This window comes from Thermodesulfovibrio sp. 3462-1, from assembly GCF_040451425.1.
GTDB classification, from domain to species: Bacteria; Nitrospirota; Thermodesulfovibrionia; order Thermodesulfovibrionales; family Thermodesulfovibrionaceae; genus Thermodesulfovibrio; species Thermodesulfovibrio obliviosus.
The window spans coordinates 764,428-781,971 of sequence record NZ_CP144374.1 but is presented as its reverse complement, the minus strand read 5'-3'; the positions used below and the strand labels follow the sequence as shown (position 1 = coordinate 781,971).

Annotated in this window: 21 protein-coding genes; 2 read left to right on the top strand and 19 right to left on the bottom strand. The window is 34.9% G+C overall.

Features of this window, described 5'->3' with window-relative positions:
- Nucleotides 1–3 precede the first annotated feature (3 nt).
- Nucleotides 4–780, top strand: a complete 777-nt coding sequence (locus V4D31_RS03950) for a S1/P1 nuclease (protein ID WP_353686944.1) — start codon at nucleotides 4–6, stop codon at nucleotides 778–780.
- On the opposite strand, the gene V4D31_RS03945 is transcribed toward V4D31_RS03950, so the two are convergent.
- Nucleotides 764–1,537, bottom strand: a complete 774-nt coding sequence (locus V4D31_RS03945) for a TIGR02757 family protein (RefSeq protein WP_353686943.1) — start codon at nucleotides 1,535–1,537, stop codon at nucleotides 764–766. The two genes, V4D31_RS03950 and V4D31_RS03945, sit on opposite strands and share 17 nt — an antisense overlap.
- A 138-nt stretch (nucleotides 1,538–1,675) precedes the next feature.
- Here V4D31_RS03945 and leuC point away from each other — a divergent pair, with 138 nt between their 5' ends.
- Entirely contained in the window at nucleotides 1,676–2,941 is a 1,266-nt protein-coding gene (gene leuC, locus V4D31_RS03940; RefSeq protein WP_353687081.1) for a 3-isopropylmalate dehydratase large subunit, read from the top strand.
- Here leuC and ybeY read toward each other — a convergent pair.
- The 18 genes from ybeY to ileS form a co-directional block, all read right to left on the bottom strand.
- Complete coding sequence (gene ybeY, locus V4D31_RS03935) at nucleotides 2,930–3,409, bottom strand: rRNA maturation RNase YbeY (protein ID WP_353686942.1); 480 nt, start codon at nucleotides 3,407–3,409, stop codon at nucleotides 2,930–2,932. The two genes, leuC and ybeY, sit on opposite strands and share 12 nt — an antisense overlap.
- The gene (locus V4D31_RS03930) at nucleotides 3,406–4,914 is read right to left on the bottom strand and encodes an HDIG domain-containing metalloprotein (protein WP_353686941.1); all 1,509 of its coding nucleotides are present in this window, start codon (nucleotides 4,912–4,914) and stop codon (nucleotides 3,406–3,408) included. The genes ybeY and V4D31_RS03930 overlap by 4 nt, the downstream gene beginning before the upstream one ends.
- On the bottom strand, nucleotides 4,883–5,722 hold the full coding sequence (locus V4D31_RS03925; RefSeq protein ID WP_353686940.1) for a PhoH family protein: 840 nt from the start codon (nucleotides 5,720–5,722) through the stop codon (nucleotides 4,883–4,885). Before V4D31_RS03925 ends, V4D31_RS03930 begins: the two co-directional genes overlap by 32 nt.
- Before the next feature lie 119 nt (nucleotides 5,723–5,841).
- A complete protein-coding gene (locus V4D31_RS03920) occupies nucleotides 5,842–6,492 on the bottom strand; it encodes an SPOR domain-containing protein (protein ID WP_353686939.1) in 651 nt (216 codons plus the stop codon).
- Nucleotides 6,489–7,523: a tRNA preQ1(34) S-adenosylmethionine ribosyltransferase-isomerase QueA gene (gene queA / locus V4D31_RS03915; RefSeq protein ID WP_353686938.1), complete on the bottom strand. Its 1,035-nt coding sequence runs from the start codon at nucleotides 7,521–7,523 to the stop codon at nucleotides 6,489–6,491. Before queA ends, V4D31_RS03920 begins: the two co-directional genes overlap by 4 nt.
- Complete coding sequence (locus V4D31_RS03910; protein ID WP_353686937.1) at nucleotides 7,510–8,499, bottom strand: SpoIID/LytB domain-containing protein; 990 nt, start codon at nucleotides 8,497–8,499, stop codon at nucleotides 7,510–7,512. Before V4D31_RS03910 ends, queA begins: the two co-directional genes overlap by 14 nt.
- Before the next feature lie 2 nt (nucleotides 8,500–8,501).
- Nucleotides 8,502–8,717, bottom strand: coding sequence for a DUF2905 domain-containing protein (locus tag V4D31_RS03905; RefSeq protein WP_353686936.1), 216 nt, complete (start codon nucleotides 8,715–8,717; stop codon nucleotides 8,502–8,504).
- Nucleotides 8,710–9,255 (bottom strand): epoxyqueuosine reductase QueH, encoded by a 546-nt coding sequence (locus tag V4D31_RS03900; RefSeq protein WP_353686935.1) that lies wholly within the window; start codon nucleotides 9,253–9,255, stop codon nucleotides 8,710–8,712. Before V4D31_RS03900 ends, V4D31_RS03905 begins: the two co-directional genes overlap by 8 nt.
- The gene (ruvB, locus tag V4D31_RS03895) at nucleotides 9,255–10,232 is read right to left on the bottom strand and encodes a Holliday junction branch migration DNA helicase RuvB (protein WP_353686934.1); all 978 of its coding nucleotides are present in this window, start codon (nucleotides 10,230–10,232) and stop codon (nucleotides 9,255–9,257) included. Before ruvB ends, V4D31_RS03900 begins: the two co-directional genes overlap by 1 nt.
- Nucleotides 10,222–10,794, bottom strand: coding sequence for a Holliday junction branch migration protein RuvA (ruvA, locus tag V4D31_RS03890; RefSeq protein WP_353686933.1), 573 nt, complete (start codon nucleotides 10,792–10,794; stop codon nucleotides 10,222–10,224). Before ruvA ends, ruvB begins: the two co-directional genes overlap by 11 nt.
- Nucleotides 10,795–10,798: 4 nt before the next feature.
- Nucleotides 10,799–11,335 (bottom strand): crossover junction endodeoxyribonuclease RuvC, encoded by a 537-nt coding sequence (gene ruvC / locus V4D31_RS03885; protein ID WP_353686932.1) that lies wholly within the window; start codon nucleotides 11,333–11,335, stop codon nucleotides 10,799–10,801.
- Nucleotides 11,335–11,937: a D-sedoheptulose 7-phosphate isomerase gene (locus tag V4D31_RS03880; RefSeq protein ID WP_353686931.1), complete on the bottom strand. Its 603-nt coding sequence runs from the start codon at nucleotides 11,935–11,937 to the stop codon at nucleotides 11,335–11,337. The genes ruvC and V4D31_RS03880 overlap by 1 nt, the downstream gene beginning before the upstream one ends.
- Nucleotides 11,938–12,423 carry an HIT domain-containing protein gene (locus V4D31_RS03875; RefSeq protein ID WP_353686930.1) on the bottom strand — a complete coding sequence of 162 codons (486 nt, stop codon included), beginning with the start codon at nucleotides 12,421–12,423 and terminating at the stop codon, nucleotides 11,938–11,940. It lies immediately after the preceding gene.
- Nucleotides 12,420–13,133: a uracil-DNA glycosylase gene (locus V4D31_RS03870; protein ID WP_353686929.1), complete on the bottom strand. Its 714-nt coding sequence runs from the start codon at nucleotides 13,131–13,133 to the stop codon at nucleotides 12,420–12,422. Before V4D31_RS03870 ends, V4D31_RS03875 begins: the two co-directional genes overlap by 4 nt.
- Nucleotides 13,118–13,969, bottom strand: coding sequence for an NAD(+)/NADH kinase (locus V4D31_RS03865; RefSeq protein WP_353686928.1), 852 nt, complete (start codon nucleotides 13,967–13,969; stop codon nucleotides 13,118–13,120). The genes V4D31_RS03870 and V4D31_RS03865 overlap by 16 nt, the downstream gene beginning before the upstream one ends.
- Nucleotides 13,970–14,377 carry a tRNA (adenosine(37)-N6)-threonylcarbamoyltransferase complex ATPase subunit type 1 TsaE gene (gene tsaE / locus V4D31_RS03860; protein WP_353684973.1) on the bottom strand — a complete coding sequence of 136 codons (408 nt, stop codon included), beginning with the start codon at nucleotides 14,375–14,377 and terminating at the stop codon, nucleotides 13,970–13,972.
- On the bottom strand, nucleotides 14,374–14,817 hold the full coding sequence (gene lspA / locus V4D31_RS03855) for a signal peptidase II (RefSeq protein WP_353686927.1): 444 nt from the start codon (nucleotides 14,815–14,817) through the stop codon (nucleotides 14,374–14,376). Before lspA ends, tsaE begins: the two co-directional genes overlap by 4 nt.
- Nucleotides 14,798–17,539: an isoleucine--tRNA ligase gene (ileS, locus tag V4D31_RS03850; protein WP_353686926.1), complete on the bottom strand. Its 2,742-nt coding sequence runs from the start codon at nucleotides 17,537–17,539 to the stop codon at nucleotides 14,798–14,800. Before ileS ends, lspA begins: the two co-directional genes overlap by 20 nt.
- Nucleotides 17,540–17,544: the final 5 nt, after the last annotated feature.

The window sequence follows — 17,544 nt, the reverse complement described above, 5'->3', positions numbered from 1 at the left end:
AGGATGAGAAGAATTATAAATTATACGATTTTTCTTCTCATCCTTATTTTTTATTCCTATGCAAATGCATGGGATTGTAAAACCCATGCCTATATTGCTCAAAAAGCAGGTATAAGAATTCCTGAAGCAGCATGTATGCCAGACATAATCCGCGATGAAAACTATGAGCTTCTTGCTCCAATGCATTATCATAATGCTGCACCAAATACGGTTGTAACGCCTGAATACATTGATAAATATGCTGTTAAAGAAGTAACAGTGAATATTGATGGGAGAACAATAAAAATTCTTCTACCTCATCAGGCAGGGGTTCTTTACTGGAAAATTGTCAACCTTTATGAGAAAATGAAATCTCTTGATAAAACTAAACCAGATAATAGGCTTTCTTATGAGTACTATCTCGTAACAATTGCTCACTACATCGGAGATCTTTCTCAGCCGCTGCACAATTTTCCTTATTCAGACTCATCAGCAAGTGATGGGAAAATATATATTGATGAAGGAGCTTTTAATAAAGAATACCATATAAAGTTTGATGAAGCCTTTGATTCCTATATTGGTAAACCTCAAACAGAAGAAAAACTCAATAAAGCATTAAAAGAAATAAAAATCTCAAACACAGAGAATTTAAAAAATGAAATTTCAAAAATTGCAAATTCAGCAATAAAAATTGCAAATCAATGTTACAAAGAAAAAAGAATGCCTACTGAGGAAGAACTGATTGAACAGATTTCATGGTCAGTTTCTTTACTGAAAGCTGTTATTAAATCAACTTATTGATATCTCCATGACAGAGGACAAAATCGTATTTTAAAGGATCTGTAGGATTGATCCTCTTTAACTTTTCTGTAATTTCCAAAGCAGTTTTCATACTCTGAGAGCTTTTCTGTGTTAGTCCTATTCTTTTTGAGACCCTCAACACATGAACATCAAGAGGGATAATTAACTCTGAAGGCTTTATGCTCTTCCACAAGCCAAAATCAATGTCTTGATTTCTGACCATCCATCGGACAAAAAGATTGATTCTTTTGCAGGGACTGCCTTTCAGAGGATCTGGTAAAAGATGAAGTAAACCAGGAGATTTAATATTTTTCCCATAAACAGGGGTCAAATTCACTGTGCATGCCCATTTAACAAAATTTGAAATTTTCAGAATAGTGTTTTCTCCTTGAAAATAGTATTCCAGAGAATTTGACGGAGAATTTTTAAGTAACTTTTGAATAATAAAAAGATAGGCAACTATATCATCCACATCACTGAATCTGTACTTAATTGAAAACTTTTTAAGGATATAAGATGGTTGAAAATCAAGTATGAATTCCGAGGGATGTTCTCCCATAATATTAAAAAGTCCTTCAAGAAAATTGCAGAAACATTGTATGCTTCCGTAGGCAAAGGAAGATGAAATAATCCCTGCTATTTCTATGTCTAAAGGTTCTCTGTATCTTTTTGGGAATCTTATCGGGTCTTTCTGGATAGCAGTTTCAAAATTAAAGGAATTATACAACCGTTCAAGGGTATCTCTTATTTCATCCATTTCATATTTTTGATTATTTTCAACCCTTTATGCAATAATAAATTTTACTTAAATTTTTCTGTTTTGCATGAAAGTGTGAAGGAGATTCCTCGCCTGCTTGGCAGGCTCGAAATGAAAAAATTTCTCGGAGGAGTTATCATGGGAATGACAATAGCTGAAAAAATTCTTGCAGAGCATGCAGGAAAAAAAGAGGTCTCTGCGGGAGAAATAATTAATGCAAAGGTTGACCTTGTCCTTGCCAATGATATCACAGCACCAATTGCCATAAAAGAGTTTGAAAAACTCGAAGTAAAAGATGTCTTTAATAAAGAAAAAATTGCTCTGGTGCCAGATCATTTTACTCCACAGAAGGATATAAAGGCTGCAGAGCAGTGCAAAATGCTTAGAGAATTTGCCTACAAATACAAAATAAAACATTACTTTGAAATTGGAAGAGTTGGCATTGAACATGCTCTTTTACCTGAACAAGGACTTGTGCTTCCTGGCGACCTTGTAATTGGTGCAGATAGCCACACGTGCACCTATGGAGCTCTGGGTGCTTTTGCAACAGGTGTTGGCTCAACAGATGCAGCTGTTGCAATGGCAACCGGTGAGTGCTGGTTTAAAGTACCTGAAACAATCAAATTTATCTACTATGGAAAGCTTCAGCCCTGGGTAAGTGGAAAGGATTTAATTCTTTATACAATTGGAGACATCGGAGTTGATGGAGCCTCTTACATGGCAATGGAATTCACAGGTGAGGTTATTGATAGAATGCCAATGTCTGGAAGGTTTACAATGTGTAACATGGCAATTGAAGCAGGTGCAAAGGCTGGAATTATTGCGCCTGATAAAATTACAGAGGAATATGTAAAAGAACGAGCAAAAAGAACTTATAAATTCTATAGCTCAGACCCTGACGCAATTTATGCAGAGATAAAAGAATATGATTGCTCAAAGATTCCACCAATGGTTGCCTGTCCTCATCTTCCCTCAAATGTTAAACCAGCACAGCAACTCACTCACATAAAAATTGATCAGGTTGTAATAGGCTCGTGCACAAATGGAAGGCTTGAAGACCTGAGAGAGGCAGCACAAATACTTAAAGGAAGAAAAGTGCATCCTGAAGTCCGGATGATAATAATTCCTGCAACTCAAAAAATCTATATGGATGCATTAAAAGAAGGTTTAATAGAAATCTTTATAGAAGCTCAGGCTGTTGTATCACCTCCAACCTGCGGACCATGTCTTGGTGGACACATGGGAATTCTTGCAAAAGGAGAAAAAGCAATAGCTACCACAAACAGAAACTTTGTTGGTAGAATGGGACATCCTGAAAGTGAGGTTTACCTGAGTTCTCCAGCTACGGCTGCTGCAACTGGTGTGCTTGGAAGAATTGGAACACCAGAGGAATTAGGATTGTAGATGGGTTAAAATTTTTTCCTCAATCTTGCGCATTCTTCTTGCTTCGCAGGCTGAGCGTTCATGGTCATAACCTATCAGATGAAGAATACCATGAACAAGAATTCTGTCAAGTTCATGCGAAAATTGAAGACCGTATTGGTTTGCCTGAGATGAGACTTTTTCTGGATCAATTATGATTTCTCCGAGAAATAAGCTACCTGAAGGCTCTTTATCTAAATAAGGGAAAGACAGAACATCAGTAGTAGAATTTTTGCCCCTGTATTGAAAATTAAGCTCTCTCATTTTTCTACTGCCAACAACTATTATAGAGATTATCAGAGAAGTTGAATTCTTTTCCATTATTTTGAGCAGATTTTTGTTTTTATCGTCATATAAAAATTGAAAAATTTTTTTAGTGCTCTGCTTTAGCTTTTTTATTGAAACTTTAAATTTTCTCTGACTGTTGATGACTTCCACAATAACTCTCATAAAGTCTTTTCTTTCAAAGGCTCTGGATAGGAAATTCTTCTGTGAAATATTCCTGTAAGGATGTATTCAAACTTCTTTTTAATCTCGCTTAGGTCTTTTAAAGTTATTTCACATTCATCAAGCTGTCCGTCAATAAATATGTTTTTTACGATTTTATCTACAAGTCCTGAAATTCTCGCAGGTGTTGGATCATCAAGAGTTCTTGAAGCTGCCTCCACAGCATCTGCAAGCATTACTAAAGCTGCAAGTTTTGTTTGTGGTTTTGGTCCTGGATATCTATAATCCTGTTCAGATGGAGGAGTTTCCATCTCTTTTAGTGCTTTTTGATAAAAATATGTAACAAGAGCAGTTCCATGATGTTGCTGGATTACATCTTTTATAATTTCAGGTAGATTATACTCTTCTGCAAGCTCAACTCCATCCTTTACATGCGAAATTATAATCATACTACTCAGATGAGGATTAAGCTTTTCATGTTTACTTACACATCCTGTCTGATTCTCTACAAAATACTCTGGCATTCTTATTTTGCCTATATCATGGTAATAAGAAGCAACCTTTGCCAGCAAAGGATTAACTCCTACAACCTCAGCTGCAGCCTCTGCAAGACAGCCAACTATCATACTGTGATGATAAGTTCCTGGAGCTTCAACCGAAAGCTGTTTCATTAAAGGATGATCAATATCCAGCAGTTCAATAAAACTTAAAGGAGTTGTCACATGAAAAAATCTTTCTATAGCAGGCAAACAAAGAAAACACATTGCTGATACTGTCAATCCATTGATAACTGAAAAAACAGAGGAAAAATAAATCTTAGAAAAACTAACATCTCTCATTATAAGAAGAATAGAGATTGAACTAACTGTATTAGCTATTGCTATGTATATTCCAGCATTTATTATGTCAGTTCTTTTTTTACATCTGAGAAGAGCAAAAGCACCAATGAGAGAGCCAATAAAAACATAAATAGGTATTAAAGGTATTTTCACCCATATCCCTGCCATAAAACTGAGAACTAAAGAAAATGTAATAGCTGTATGGAAATCAAACAATAATACCACCAATGCAGGACCTAAAGCAAAAGGTATGCCAAGGGTATGCAAACCCAAACCTTCAATTCCTAATCCCTTAGAAAACACTGAAAATACATGATCAAATACTCTTGCAATAACTAATGTAAAAATCGTAAGAATTCCAAGTAATGCCTTCATTTTTTTCTTTTTAATATAAGCAGGCTTATATCTAAGAAGATCTCTATAGAAAAAAACAACAAGAAGCATAACAAGAATCAGGCTTCCTAAAAAGGAAGTCTCTGATTTGAAATCATGAAGTAAAAAGGCAATTAAAACAGATAAACCAATAAGAAAAAGTAATGCTTGTCTTTCAATAAATATCTTTTTGTCTTTTCCATTCTGGGAAGATTTAAATTTTTCAATAAATTTTCTTAAATATGACCTGTCAGGAGTAACAGGCTTAAGTGGTGGCGTGTCTTTCATGTTTTTCATAAGCTTTTATGATTTCCTGAACAAGTCTATGCCTGACAACATCTTTTTCAGTGAAATAAATAATCTTTATTCCTTCAATATCTTTCAGAATTTTCAACGCTTCTACCAATCCTGATACTTTCTGAGGTGGAAGGTCTATCTGAGTAATATCCCCTGTTATCACAGTTTTTGAACCAAAACCAAGTCTTGTAAGATACATTTTCATCTGCTCTGTGGTTGTATTTTGAGCTTCATCAAGAATTATAAAAGCATCATTAAGGGTTCTTCCTCTCATAAATGCAAGAGGTGCGATTTCAATGGCACCTTTTTCAATGAGCTTTGATGCCTTGTCAAGGTCAAGCATGTCATAAAGAGCATCATAAAGAGGCCGTAGATAAGGGCTTACCTTTTCTTCAATAGCTCCTGGTAGAAATCCCAATTTTTCTCCTGCTTCAACAGCTGGTCTTACAAGCACTATTCTTGATACCTGTCTTGTAAGCAAAAAATGAATTGCCATTGCCATGGCAAGATAGGTTTTTCCTGTTCCTGCAGGTCCTATTCCAAAAACAATGTCATACTTGAGCATTGCTTCCATGTATTCTTTTTGAGTTGGTGTTTTAGGAATAATAACTCTTTTTTTGGAAGGAACAGCAATTCCGCCTTTGAAAAGACTGATTATTGAGACAGGTTTACCTTCCTTAAGCTCTTGAATAGAATGCATAACATCTTCGGGCTTAATTATATAACCTTCCCTGTTGACAGCTCTTATATCTTCTATTATTTTTTCAGCTCTTTCAATATCTCCTTCATTTTCACCCTGAATAATCAATTTGTTTCCTCTCACACTTAAAGTAACATTCAATGCCTCTTCTATAAGAGTGAATATTTTGTCCAGACCTCCATGAATGAAGGGATATTCTCTTTCTTCATCAAGCTCTAATATGCGTGCTATGGCTTGCCTCCTTTATAAGTTATTTTAAGTATAAAATTTTCAAATCCCTTAGAATGCAATTCCTGGGAGAGTTTTTTTGCTTGAGAAAATTTTTTGTATTTACCTATTCTCACTTTATACAAATCCTCTTTTACAAGAAAGCTTTCATACCCTCTTTCTTTAAGTCTTTTCTGTAATTCTTGAACATTTACTATATCTGAAAAAGCGCCAACCTGAATTGTATAAAAAATTTGTTTATGAGTTTTATATTTAATTGACTTTACAGGTTTTTCAAAATCCTGCTTTTTAACCTTTTGTTCTGAAGTTTGACTCTTTGTCTCAACCTGTTTAGTCTGCACAGTATTTTGTGCTATTTCAATCTCTGGTTTTAATTTATCTTTTTCATTAGTTTGCTGGACTTGTTGTTCCTGCTTGACTTCAGTCTTTGCAGTAGAGTCTTCCTGTTTTTTTGCAAAGGCTGTTCCTACAGTGGTTGATAACACAGTTTTTTCAGAATTGTCCGCCTTGCTAACATAAATTTCCTTTACTGGAGTTGTAATATATCCAATAACATACCCAACAATAATTCCAAGCACAGCAATTCCAAATAATATCAAGAAAAATATCTTTTTATTTATCACTAAAAGTTCCTCACTTTTTTGTTTCATATGATTAACATAGCATCACCATAGGAAAAAAATCTATACCCCTTTTCTATGGCTTCTTTATAGGCTTTTTTAACCTTATCAATATCACAAAACGCATAAACAAGAGCAAGAGGAGTTGATTTTGGCAAATGAAAGTTTGTAATTAAAGCATCCACAATTTTAAAATTATACCCTGGATAAATAAAAATATCTGTGCTACCTTTTATTTTATGCTCATCAGAGCCCATATCTTCGTATTTTCCAGAAGCATAACCTTCCAGGGCTCTTGTTGTTGTAGTGCCTACTGCAAAAATTTTTTTTCCCTCCTTTTTAACTAAATTTACTTCTTCTACAAGAGCTCTTTGTATTTCAAAATATTCAGCATCCATTGTATGTTCCTTTAAGTTTTCCACTTTAATTGGTTTAAAAGTTCCAACTCCCACATGAAGAGTTATCTCTCTCAGTTTAACACCTTTATTTTCAATGTGTTTAAGAAGTTCCTCTGTAAAGTGAAGCCCTGCTGTAGGTGCTGCGATAGAACCATTCGCCTTTGCAAAAACTGTTTGATAGTAATGTCTGTCAGAATCCTCAGGTTTTCTTTTAATGTAGGGAGGTAAAGGCATAAAACCCTTTTTATCTATAAGTTTTTTTACATCCTGAGGAGTCATCCTGAAAACAATCTGTTTTCCATCACAATTAGTTTTGATTTCGGCTTTAACTTCATCAATAAGAACCTCACCTTCATATCCTGACTTTGTCATTACTTCCCAGATTACACAATCATGGGAAACTTTTTTTTGCTTAACAAGAAGAATTTCTATTTTGCCTCCTGTTGGTTTTTTCCCGATAACTCTTGCAGGAATTACCTTTGTATTATTGATGATAAGCATATCACCTCTGGAAAAATATTCTACGATTTCAGAAAAAATTTTATGCTCTATCTGTCCTGTTTGTTTGTGTAAAACCATTAAACGAGCTTTATCTCTTTCTGGCAAAGGATACTGGGCAATTAGATCTACTGGTAAAGAATAATCGAGTTCAGTTATTTTCATTGATTGTTATTATTTCTGTCCCGGGATAGAAATACTGAAGTATTTCTTTATAATTTTTTCCTTCTTGCGCCATCTGAAAAGCACACCACTGACACATCCCTACTCCATGACCATATCCGCTTCCTTCAAAAACAACTCCATCCTCTTCAACTCTAATAGACTTAATCATTGTGCTTGGAAGAGCTGTCCAGTGAAGAAGTCTTCTTAATTCAGTGGCTTTTATTAATTTCTTATTTTTTCCATCACTGAATTCAATCTCTTTTACCCTTCCAGTAGATGTATAATTCAATATTTTAACATCAGATATTTTACCCATTGATAAAACACTTTTAAGAGTATTGAAAGAAATCTTTTTTTCCCAAAAGGTATAAGGTGAAGGGGTTGAAGGAACTTTTACAGGCTTCAAATAAGGATACTGTCTTCCAAAAACCTCTTGAGGATCTTCAGTTTGTCCTACACTGCATGCATGATAAAAAGCCATTACAGGTTCGCCCTGATAGGTAAGTATTTGACCTTTTGTATCATTAACAGCTTTTTTCACTTCTTCTTTTTCTTCATCTTCTCTGTAAACCTGATGAAACACTGAAGATGTAACATCGTAAAAATTTTTAGTTCTGTTTCTGATAATGTGCGCCACCGCATAGGTTCTTGCCAAAACAGCCTGTGCTTTTAAAGCTTCCTCTGGCCAGTCAATTCCAACTTCTGATGCCACCACTCCTTTTACATAGTCTTCAAGCTGAACAACATTTATCAAAAAATATCCTTCAGACCCTTTCCATATCTCAATTTCTCCAGAATAGGTTGAACCATCTATAATTGTTTTTGCTGAAACTTTCTTTATTTTTTTTAAATCATTCAAAGCAGGTCTTCTATCTCCTATAAGAACTCTTATAAAAGAATTCTCGTTTTTATCCATTCCATAGACCTGAACAGTAAAGAACAATGTAATCAGAATTGATAAAATTACTCTCTTCATGGTCATCTTTTGCTTAAAAGGTAAAATATTAAACTGAGGATAATGCTTAAAAGTATTGATGTGCCTAAGGGAAAGTAAAACACAAAGTTTCTTTTCTCAATTACAATATCACCTGGAAGTCTTCCAATGAAAGGAATTTTCCCAGCCAGCATCAGAATTAAACCTATTACCACTGTTATTATTCCAACAAGAATTAAAAACTTTCCAATCTCATTCATAATCTATCCTTTTTAAATATCTCTCAGCCTCTGAATATATGCACCCACAATATTTTTGCCTGTAAAGTTCAAGCTCTGCTGCTGTTTTCATCGCTTTTCTGAAACATCCTCTAAAGTCCTCAGAAATAAAATTAACAGTGTTGTCTTTGCCTATCTCAATTCCAATCTCTATTATTTTATCAAATTTTTGATATGGACTTACCAGCAAAGTGGTTGTAAAGTTTTCAATTCCAAGTTCTTTAGCTTTTTCAGCTGTCCTTTCAAGTCTCATTTTATAACATATTTCACATCTTTCTTTTTCTTTCCCTACCACAGCTCTTAAGAACTTGTAAAATTCTCTATAATTGTCATCATAAATAACTTTAAGGCTCCAGAGCTGTTCAAGCTTTTTTAAAGAATCAATTCTTGCTCTGTATTCAGTATAGGGATGGATATTTGGGTTATACCAGAATAAAATTACATCAAATCCTTTATTTGTAAGAACCTCCAAAGGATAAATAGCACAATTGCTGCAACATGTATGAAGCAGTATTTTCATCAAAACAACCTCTCAGGAACCTTTCTTTTTAAAACCTCATAAGCAAGTCGGGTAGCCACCCTCCCCCTTGCTGTTCTCTCAATGAATCCTTCCTGCATTAGATAGGGTTCATAAACATCTTCAATTGTATCCTTGTCTTCTCTTAAAGAAGCTGCAATTGACTCAATTCCTGCTGGACCACCATTAAATTTTTCAATTATCGTCAACAAAATTTTTCTATCCATCTCGTCAAGTCCGTAATTATCAACATCCATTGCTGTAAGAGCCTGTTTTGCTATATCTAAATCTATTATTTCTTTATCCTGAACCTGCGCAAAATCTCTTATTCTTTTAAGCAGTCTGTTTGCCACTCTTGGAGTTCCACGAGACCTTCTTGCAATCTCCATTGCAGCATCTTCATTTATGGAAATTCCCAAAATTTTTGCTGATCTTTGTACAATCTCTTTAAGCTCCTCAGGATTATAAAACTCAAGCCTGAATACAACACCAAATCTGTCTCTCAAAGGAGATGTAATCAAGCCTGTTCTTGTTGTAGCTCCAATAAGTGTAAATCTTGGAAGATTTATCTTTATTGAACGAGCAGAAGGTCCCTGCCCAATAATTATATCAAGGGTGAAGTCTTCCATTGCAGGATAAAGTATTTCCTCAACAACTCTTGGAAGCCTGTGAATTTCATCAATAAATAAAATGTCTCTATCAGACAGATTTGTAAGAATTGCAGCCACATCCCCTGCTCTTTCAAGAACAGGACCGGATGTGCTTTTAATGTTAACACCCAGTTCATTTGCTATCACTGTTGCAAGAGTTGTTTTTCCAAGTCCAGGAGGACCGCAGAAAAGAACATGATCAAGAGGTTCCTGCCTTATAAGAGCTGCTTTAATAAAAACTTCTATATTGTCTTTGATTTTTTTCTGACCTATGAATTCCTTTAATGTTCTTGGTCTGAGTGTTATATCTAAAATTTCATTATTTTCCATCTTTCCCTGCTAAGATGCTCAAGGACTCTCTGATTATTGTTGCTTCGTCTTTTTCATTATCATAAATTTTATCAAGAACTTCCTTTGCCTGCAATCTTTTATATCCAAGATTTACCAGAGCTGATAAAACATCTTCATATTTCTGATCTTTTTCATATGTTAAAGAAGGCAGCACTCCTTTCAATTCAAGAAAAATTCGCTGAGCAGTTTTTTTACCAATTCCTGGAATCTTACTCAGTGATTTTATGTCTTGCTGCTCAATGGTTTTATAAAGAGTTTCTTTATCATAGGTTGAAAGAATGTTTATTGCCATTTTTGGACCAATACCAGAAATTTTTATCAATTCCTGAAACAGATCCCTTTCAGAGCTATCTAAAAATCCATAAATCTCTACAAGTTCTTCCTTTAAAATCAAAGAAGTGTAAATCTGAATTTCCTCGCCTGTATTAATGTATCTGGCAATTCTAACTGGTATTTTTACTGAATAACCAAGACCGCCTGTTTGAATAACAACTCTGTCAGGTTTAACTGTAACAGCTTTACCTTTTATAAAGTCAAGCATTTATTTATTTTAACACTTTTAAAAGCTTCCTTGAATGAATATGGCATATTGCTACAGCCAGAGCATCAGCACAGTCATAGGAAATTTTTTTATCAATGCTTAAAAAATTATGTACCATGCTTTTGACCTGAGCCTTGTGAGCTCTTCCATATCCTGTAAGAGCTTTTTTTATCTCAGTAGAGCTATATTCATAAACAGAAATTTGCTTTTGAGCTGCAACTAAAAAAGCTATCGCCCGAGTATATCCAAGAACAAAGGAAGAAGGAATTTTTTTACCTGCAAATATTTTCTCTACAGCCATCTCATAGGGACTGTATTTTTCAATTACCTCTAACAGAGATTCATAAATAAATTTAAGTCTTTCTGGCAGGCTTACATTGTGAGAAATATTTATAGTGTCAGCATGGATTAATCTTATGTCATTGGAGTTTGAACTTTGAATTCTGAAATTTGAATTTTGAATTGCTCCAGTCCCCGCTGAAGTATCCACTATTCCATAGCCAAAATGTCTGCTGCCAGGGTCAATACCTATGACTATCATTATTTCACTTTCTTTTTAGTTGCTGGAAGCTCAAATAATATATCTTCCACAAGTTCGCACAGAATGTGACCAAGAGTAATATGAGTTTCCTGAATTCTTGGAGTATCCTCTGACGGAACAGCAAAAGCGTAATCAACTTTTGAAATCAGTTTTTCACCTCTTATGCTTGTAAAGGCAATTGTCTTAAGTCCTCTTTTTTTAGCTACCTCAACTGCTTTAATAACATTCCTTGATGAGCCAGATGTGCTTATTCCGATTGCTATATCCCCTGAGGTTCCCAATGCTTTAATCTGCTTTGAAAAAACTTCAGAATAATCATAATCATTAGCTATTGCTGTAATCACAGCCATATCTGTATTTAAAGCAATTGCTGGAAGTCCTGGCCTTTCTCTTTTAAATCTGTTAACAAACTCTGCAGCAATGTGTGAGGCATCTGTGGCACTTCCACCATTACCGAAAATTAAAATTTTACTGCCCTCATTAAGAGTTTTTGCAATAATTTCAGCAACTTCTTTAATCAGCTTTATATTTTCTCTGAAAAATTGCTCCTTAACCCTGATTGAATCTTCATAGGCTTTTCTGATTTTGTCTTCTATCTGCATTTATTCTTCCTCCTTGAAACATGGATAGAGTTTGTCATAGGTTACAAAGATATGCTCTGGTACTACCCGCACATCCTCAAGTATGGTCATAAATCCCACATCTCCTGCCCATCTGGGAACAATGTGCCAGTGAAGATGCTCATCAATGCTTGCAGATGCTACAACTCCTATATTAAGTCCTATATTAAATCCATCAGGATGCATTACCTTTTTAAGACATTTCAAACATTTAACAGTAAGAATCATACACTCTGTGAGTTCCTCTGTATTCAGTTCTTCAAGAGTATGAACATGTCTGTATGGCACAACCATAAGATGTCCTGAGTTATAAGGGTATTTATTCATAATAATAAAAGAAAGCTTGCCTCTGTAAAGAATCAGGTTATCTCTGTCTCTGTCTTCTTTTGGTTTGTCACAGAATATGCATCTCTTTTCTTTCTGTCCAAGTATGTATTCAATTCTCCATGGTGCCCATAAAACCTTCATTTAATCCTCCTTAAAGCTTCCTGTGCATCCTGCCATGTAAGCCATTTATCTTTTCTGTTTCTAAGTAAATAAGCTGGATGAAATGTGGGGATAACAGGAATTTGATTGTAAAAGAAAACTTTTCCTCTTATTCTAGATATATGCAAATCCTTTAGTTTTCCATCCATACCCATTAATGTATAGGTTGCCACTCTGCCAAGACACATAATTACTTGAGGAGAAACTATTTCTATCTCTCTTTTTAGATAATCAAAACACGCTAAAATTTCACTTTCTAAAGGATCTCTATTCATTGGAGGATGACATTTTACAGTATTAGTTATATAAACATCTTTTCTGTTAAATCCCATTTTTTCTATTAAGCTTGTTAAAAGTTTACCTGCCTCACCAACAAAAGGTCTGCCCTGCAAATCCTCATCAACTCCTGGTGCTTCACCAACAAACATTAGTTTTGCATTAATAGAACCCTCACCACATACAGGATTTTTTCTTGAATTGCTCAAAGGACATTTTTTACATTGTCTGATTTCGTCACTCAATTTCTCAATGGCTAACTGTCCATGTTCTGAAGATTCATCATAGTTCGCTGGAAATGCTTCTTCAGAAAACTGCTCCAACAAAGATTGAACAAACTGCCCTGGTAGATCTTTAAAGCCAAGATTTTTATAAAAATTCAGGATATCAACTATATTGTCTATCTTTCGCCCCATCTCAGCTTCTCTCTTAAAACTCTGAAATAATTTCTCCTTGGAGGTGCAATAAGATAAGTTTTTTCATCAGCTATCCTGCATCTAACTTTATCATTTTTCTGCAAAGGCAAACCAATCTGTCCATCTACTGTTAAAAATATGTCTCTAACATGCGAAGAAATCACCACATCAATTACAAAATCGTCTGGTAGAACAATAGGTCTAACAGTCAATGTATGGGGGCATATTGTTGTGAATACTAAGCCTTTTAATGTGGGATACAGAATAGGACCTCCTGCTGAGAGATTATAGGCTGTTGAACCTGTTGGTGTAGAAATTATTATTCCATCAGCCTTTATTGTGGAAACATATATATTGTTTATGATTAAACCAAAGTCTGAAATCTTTGCCATTATACCTTTACCAATTACAATGTCATTAAGTCCAAGATACTCATTGACTATGTGTTCATCTCTCAGAACCTGAGCATTTATCATGCTTCTTTCTTCTATCTCATAATCTCCTGAAAATATCTGCTCCAGGGAATTAAATAAATCAGTTTTTGGAATTTCTGTTATAAATCCGAGCCTTCCCATGTTTATTCCAATTATGGGAATTTTTTTTCCTCCAATAAGTCTGGAAGCACTGAGCATTGTTCCATCTCCACCAAGAACAACAACTGCATCAGAACTTTGAATTGCCATTATTTCAGAATGATTAAAACTGGAAAAAACTCCAACAGAATGGAAAACTATGCATTCAGCGCCTCTATTTTTCAGCCAATCCTGAACTTTAATGGCTGTTTCAATGGCTGAATTATCATTTTCCTTGTAAAGAATTGAAAGTTTTTTAAACATTTAAATCTCCATCTCAAAAACTCTTGTTGTCTCATCAACTAAATCTATTTTAATCTTTAAAGCATTTTCAGGCAAATCACTGAGTCTCTGAGCCCACTCTATTACACATGTACAAACTTCAAAGTATTCCCATAAATCAATATCTTCATTTTTTACATTGTCAAGCCTGTAAAGGTCAATATGACAGAAGTCTGCTTCTGGATAATGAGAAACTATTACAAAACTTGAGCTTGCTATATCTTTTTCCTCTATACCAAATGATGAAGCAATTCCTTTTGTCAAAATAGTTTTACCAGCTCCCATTTCTCCATAAAGAGCTATAACTTTTATTCCCTGTTTCTGTGCAAAACTTCCGAGCATTTTACCAAGAATTTTTGTTTCTTCCTCTGAGTAGGTAAAAATCCTCATTTTTTCAGGCTCTTGTAAAGAAAAAGAACAATTCCTATGCTTATAGCTGAATCCGCCACATTAAAAGCTGGCCAATGAAGATTTTTCAGATGAAGGTCTATGAAATCTATAACATAACCATAAATAAGCCTGTCAAGAATATTTCCTGAAGCTCCTGCAATTATAAGTGAGTAAATCAACCAGTTTTGAGAATCCTTGAAATACATATAAATAAGAAATACTATAGCAAATAAAGCAATTACAATAAAAAATCCTGCACCTAAAAATTTAAACATTCCAAAGGCTGTGCCTGTGTTTTCAACATAAACAAGATTAAAAAAAGGTAAAAGCTTAATTACTCCCCGTGGAGCTAAAAACTTAATAGCAAGATACTTTGTAAGCTGATCAAAGAAAACAACAAGAAAAATCAAAATCAATGCTTTATGAATTTTTAAGGACATGATAACATCTTGGACATACATCAGGAATTTCAAGCTTTCCAACCATGGCAGAATAATTCCAGCAGCGCTGACATTTAGCTCCTTCAGCTTTTTCTATTGTAACGGTAAATTCAGTATCCTGAGAGTCTATTAATTGCACCTGGGAGACAATAAATAAAGTCGGTAAAAACGAATAGTAAGGTTCTAAAAAGCTCTTTAATTTTTCATTAACAGAAAGCACCACCTTTGCCTCAAGAGAATTTCCTATAAATTTTTCCTGTCTTGCGATCTCAAGAGCTTTATTAACCTCATCCCTTATCTCAATCAGTTTTTCCCATTTCAATTGAAGCTCTTCATCAATGAAATTTTCCTTAACTTCTGGCATTTTTTCTAAAAATACACTTTCTGTTTTCCTGAAAGGAAGATGTTGCCATGCCTCTTCTGCTGTAAATGAAAGAATTGGAGCAATTAATTTAATAAGAGACTCTGCAATATTATACAAAACCCATTGAGCTGCCCTTCTTTCTGATGAGTCAGATTTAAATGTATAAAGCCTGTCCTTTAAAATATCAAGGTAAAAGGCACTCATATCAGTAACACAGAAATTATGAACTGCATGAAAAACTTGATGAAATTCAAAATTTTCATAAGCAGCTCTCACTTTTTTAATTAGTTTTTGAAGCCTCATCATTGCCCATCTGTCTATTTCAAGAAGACAGTCTGAATAATCTTTACCATCGTAGTCATGGATATTTCCAAGAAGATATCTCAATGTGTTTCTTATTTTTCTGTAAGCCTCTGTAAGTCTTGAAAGAATTTCCTGGGAAAGTTTTATATCATCTCTATAATCTTCTGCAGAAACCCATAATCTTACAATATCAGCTCCGTTACTTTTTATAATTTCCTGTGGAGCTATTACATTTCCAAGAGATTTGGACATCTTTCTTCCCTGCCCATCAACTGTAAATCCATGGGTAAGAACAATTCTATAAGGTGCTCTTCCTTTGTTCCCAAGTGAAGCAATTAATGAACTCTGAAACCATCCCCTGTGCTGGTCACTTCCTTCAAGATACATATCAGCTGGCCAGCTTAGCAGAGGATTTCTTTCAAGAACTGCTGCATGACTTACTCCAGAGTCAAACCATACATCAAGAATGTCTTTTTCTTTTTGAAAATCCTTCGAACCACATTCTGGACAGCTATACCCGGGCATTAAATCTTCAAGGTTGAGTTTAAACCATACATCAGAGCCTTCCATTTCAACAAGACTACAAATTTTGTCAAATAAATTTTCATCATTTATTATATATCCGCATTTTTTACAGACAAATAATGTAATCGGCACGCCCCATGCTCTCTGGCGGGAAAGACACCAATCTGGTCTTTTTTCTACCATAGAATAAATTCTATCTCTACCCCATGAAGGAATCCATCTGACTTTGTCTATCTCTGCAAGAGCCCTCTTACGAAGTTCGCCATGGCTCATTGAAATAAACCACTGAGTTGTTGCCCTGAAAATAATTGGTTTTTTACACCGCCAGCAATGGGGATAAGAATGCTTAATACTGCCTTCCCATAGAAGTGAGTTATTTTTCTTCATATGCTCTATTATTGCTCTGTTTGCTTTAAAAACATTTTCCCCTGCAAAATAAGGAACATCCTCTGTGAATCTTCCTCTATCATCAACAGGAGCGTAAATGTCAAGTCCGTATTTTAAACCAACTTCATAGTCTTCCTCTCCATGTCCTGGTGCTATATGAACCACACCAGTGCCTTCGCCTATTTCAACAAAATCAGCCACTACCACTTTTGAAACTCTATCTATGAAAGGATGCTTAGCTTTTATTCCTTCAAGATCTCTACCTTTAATTTCAAAAAGAGGTGTCTCATCTACATCAACTTTGTCTTTTAAATTCTTAATTGCTTCTTTAACTATTATAAGCACACCTTTTGAACTTTTAACTCCAACATAATCAAAATCTGGATGAACAGCTAATGCCAGATTTGCAGGTAAAGTCCAGGGAGTTGTTGTCCATATTACTATATACACTGGAGATTCTTTAACTGACAACTTCTCTTTATCAATAACTTCAAAAGCTACAAATATTGATGGAGACTCCTTATCAGCATACTCAACTTCTGCATCAGCCAGTGCTGTTACGCAGGAAGGGCACCAGTAAACAGGCTTTTTGCCACGATAAACATAACCATTTTTAAAAAAGGTAAGAAACTCTCTTACAATTGTGGCTTCATAGTCATTGGACATAGTTATGTAAGGGGTGTCCCAGTAACCAAAAACTCCAAGACGGATAAACTCATCCCTTTGAATATTTATAAATTTCTCAGCGTAAGCCCTGCAGAGCTGCCGTTTTTTAAAAATATCAATATTTTCTTTTTCTTTTCCCAGTGATTTATCTACCTGTAGCTCAATTGGCAGACCATGACAATCCCATCCAGGAACAAAAGGACAGTACTGCCCGAGCATTGAATGATATTTAACAATTATGTCTTTGAGAATTTTGTTTAACGCATGCCCGATATGAATATGCCCATTAGCATAGGGAGGCCCATCATGAAGAATGAAGCATCTTCCACCAGAAGCCCTGTTTTTGTCCTGAAGTTTCTCGTATATCCTATTTTCTTTCCAGAATTTTAAAATTGCAGGCTCCCTTTCAGCAAGATTTGCCTTCATAGGGAATCCTGTCTGCGGTAAATTAAGAGTATTCTTGTAATCCTGCGACATAAATT

Bases quoted from the DNA above. Each gene is read 5' to 3' on its own strand.
- V4D31_RS03870 (WP_353686929.1), bottom strand. From the start codon at position 13,133: ATGGGGCGAAAGATAGACAATATAGTTGATATCCTGAATTTTTATAAA.
- queA (WP_353686938.1), bottom strand. From the start codon at position 7,523: ATGAAAATAACTGAACTCGATTATTCTTTACCAGTAGATCTAATTGCC.
- ybeY (WP_353686942.1), bottom strand. From the start codon at position 3,409: ATGAGAGTTATTGTGGAAGTCATCAACAGTCAGAGAAAATTTAAAGTT.
- V4D31_RS03905 (WP_353686936.1), bottom strand. From the start codon at position 8,717: ATGAATGAGATTGGAAAGTTTTTAATTCTTGTTGGAATAATAACAGTG.
- V4D31_RS03920 (WP_353686939.1), bottom strand. From the start codon at position 6,492: ATGAAACAAAAAAGTGAGGAACTTTTAGTGATAAATAAAAAGATATTT.
- ruvC (WP_353686932.1), bottom strand. From the start codon at position 11,335: ATGATAGTCATAGGTATTGACCCTGGCAGCAGACATTTTGGCTATGGA.
- ileS (WP_353686926.1), bottom strand. From the start codon at position 17,539: ATGTCGCAGGATTACAAGAATACTCTTAATTTACCGCAGACAGGATTC.
- V4D31_RS03945 (WP_353686943.1), bottom strand. From the start codon at position 1,537: ATGGATGAAATAAGAGATACCCTTGAACGGTTGTATAATTCCTTTAAT.
- V4D31_RS03880 (WP_353686931.1), bottom strand. From the start codon at position 11,937: ATGCAGATAGAAGACAAAATCAGAAAAGCCTATGAAGATTCAATCAGG.
- ruvB (WP_353686934.1), bottom strand. From the start codon at position 10,232: ATGGAAAATAATGAAATTTTAGATATAACACTCAGACCAAGAACATTA.
- V4D31_RS03875 (WP_353686930.1), bottom strand. From the start codon at position 12,423: ATGAAGGTTTTATGGGCACCATGGAGAATTGAATACATACTTGGACAG.
- V4D31_RS03910 (WP_353686937.1), bottom strand. From the start codon at position 8,499: ATGAAGAGAGTAATTTTATCAATTCTGATTACATTGTTCTTTACTGTT.
- V4D31_RS03950 (WP_353686944.1), top strand. From the start codon at position 4: ATGAGAAGAATTATAAATTATACGATTTTTCTTCTCATCCTTATTTTT.
- leuC (WP_353687081.1), top strand. From the start codon at position 1,676: ATGGGAATGACAATAGCTGAAAAAATTCTTGCAGAGCATGCAGGAAAA.
- ruvA (WP_353686933.1), bottom strand. From the start codon at position 10,794: ATGCTTGACTTTATAAAAGGTAAAGCTGTTACAGTTAAACCTGACAGA.
- V4D31_RS03930 (WP_353686941.1), bottom strand. From the start codon at position 4,914: ATGAAAAACATGAAAGACACGCCACCACTTAAGCCTGTTACTCCTGAC.
- V4D31_RS03900 (WP_353686935.1), bottom strand. From the start codon at position 9,255: ATGAAAATACTGCTTCATACATGTTGCAGCAATTGTGCTATTTATCCT.
- lspA (WP_353686927.1), bottom strand. From the start codon at position 14,817: ATGTCCTTAAAAATTCATAAAGCATTGATTTTGATTTTTCTTGTTGTT.
- V4D31_RS03865 (WP_353686928.1), bottom strand. From the start codon at position 13,969: ATGTTTAAAAAACTTTCAATTCTTTACAAGGAAAATGATAATTCAGCC.
- tsaE (WP_353684973.1), bottom strand. From the start codon at position 14,377: ATGAGGATTTTTACCTACTCAGAGGAAGAAACAAAAATTCTTGGTAAA.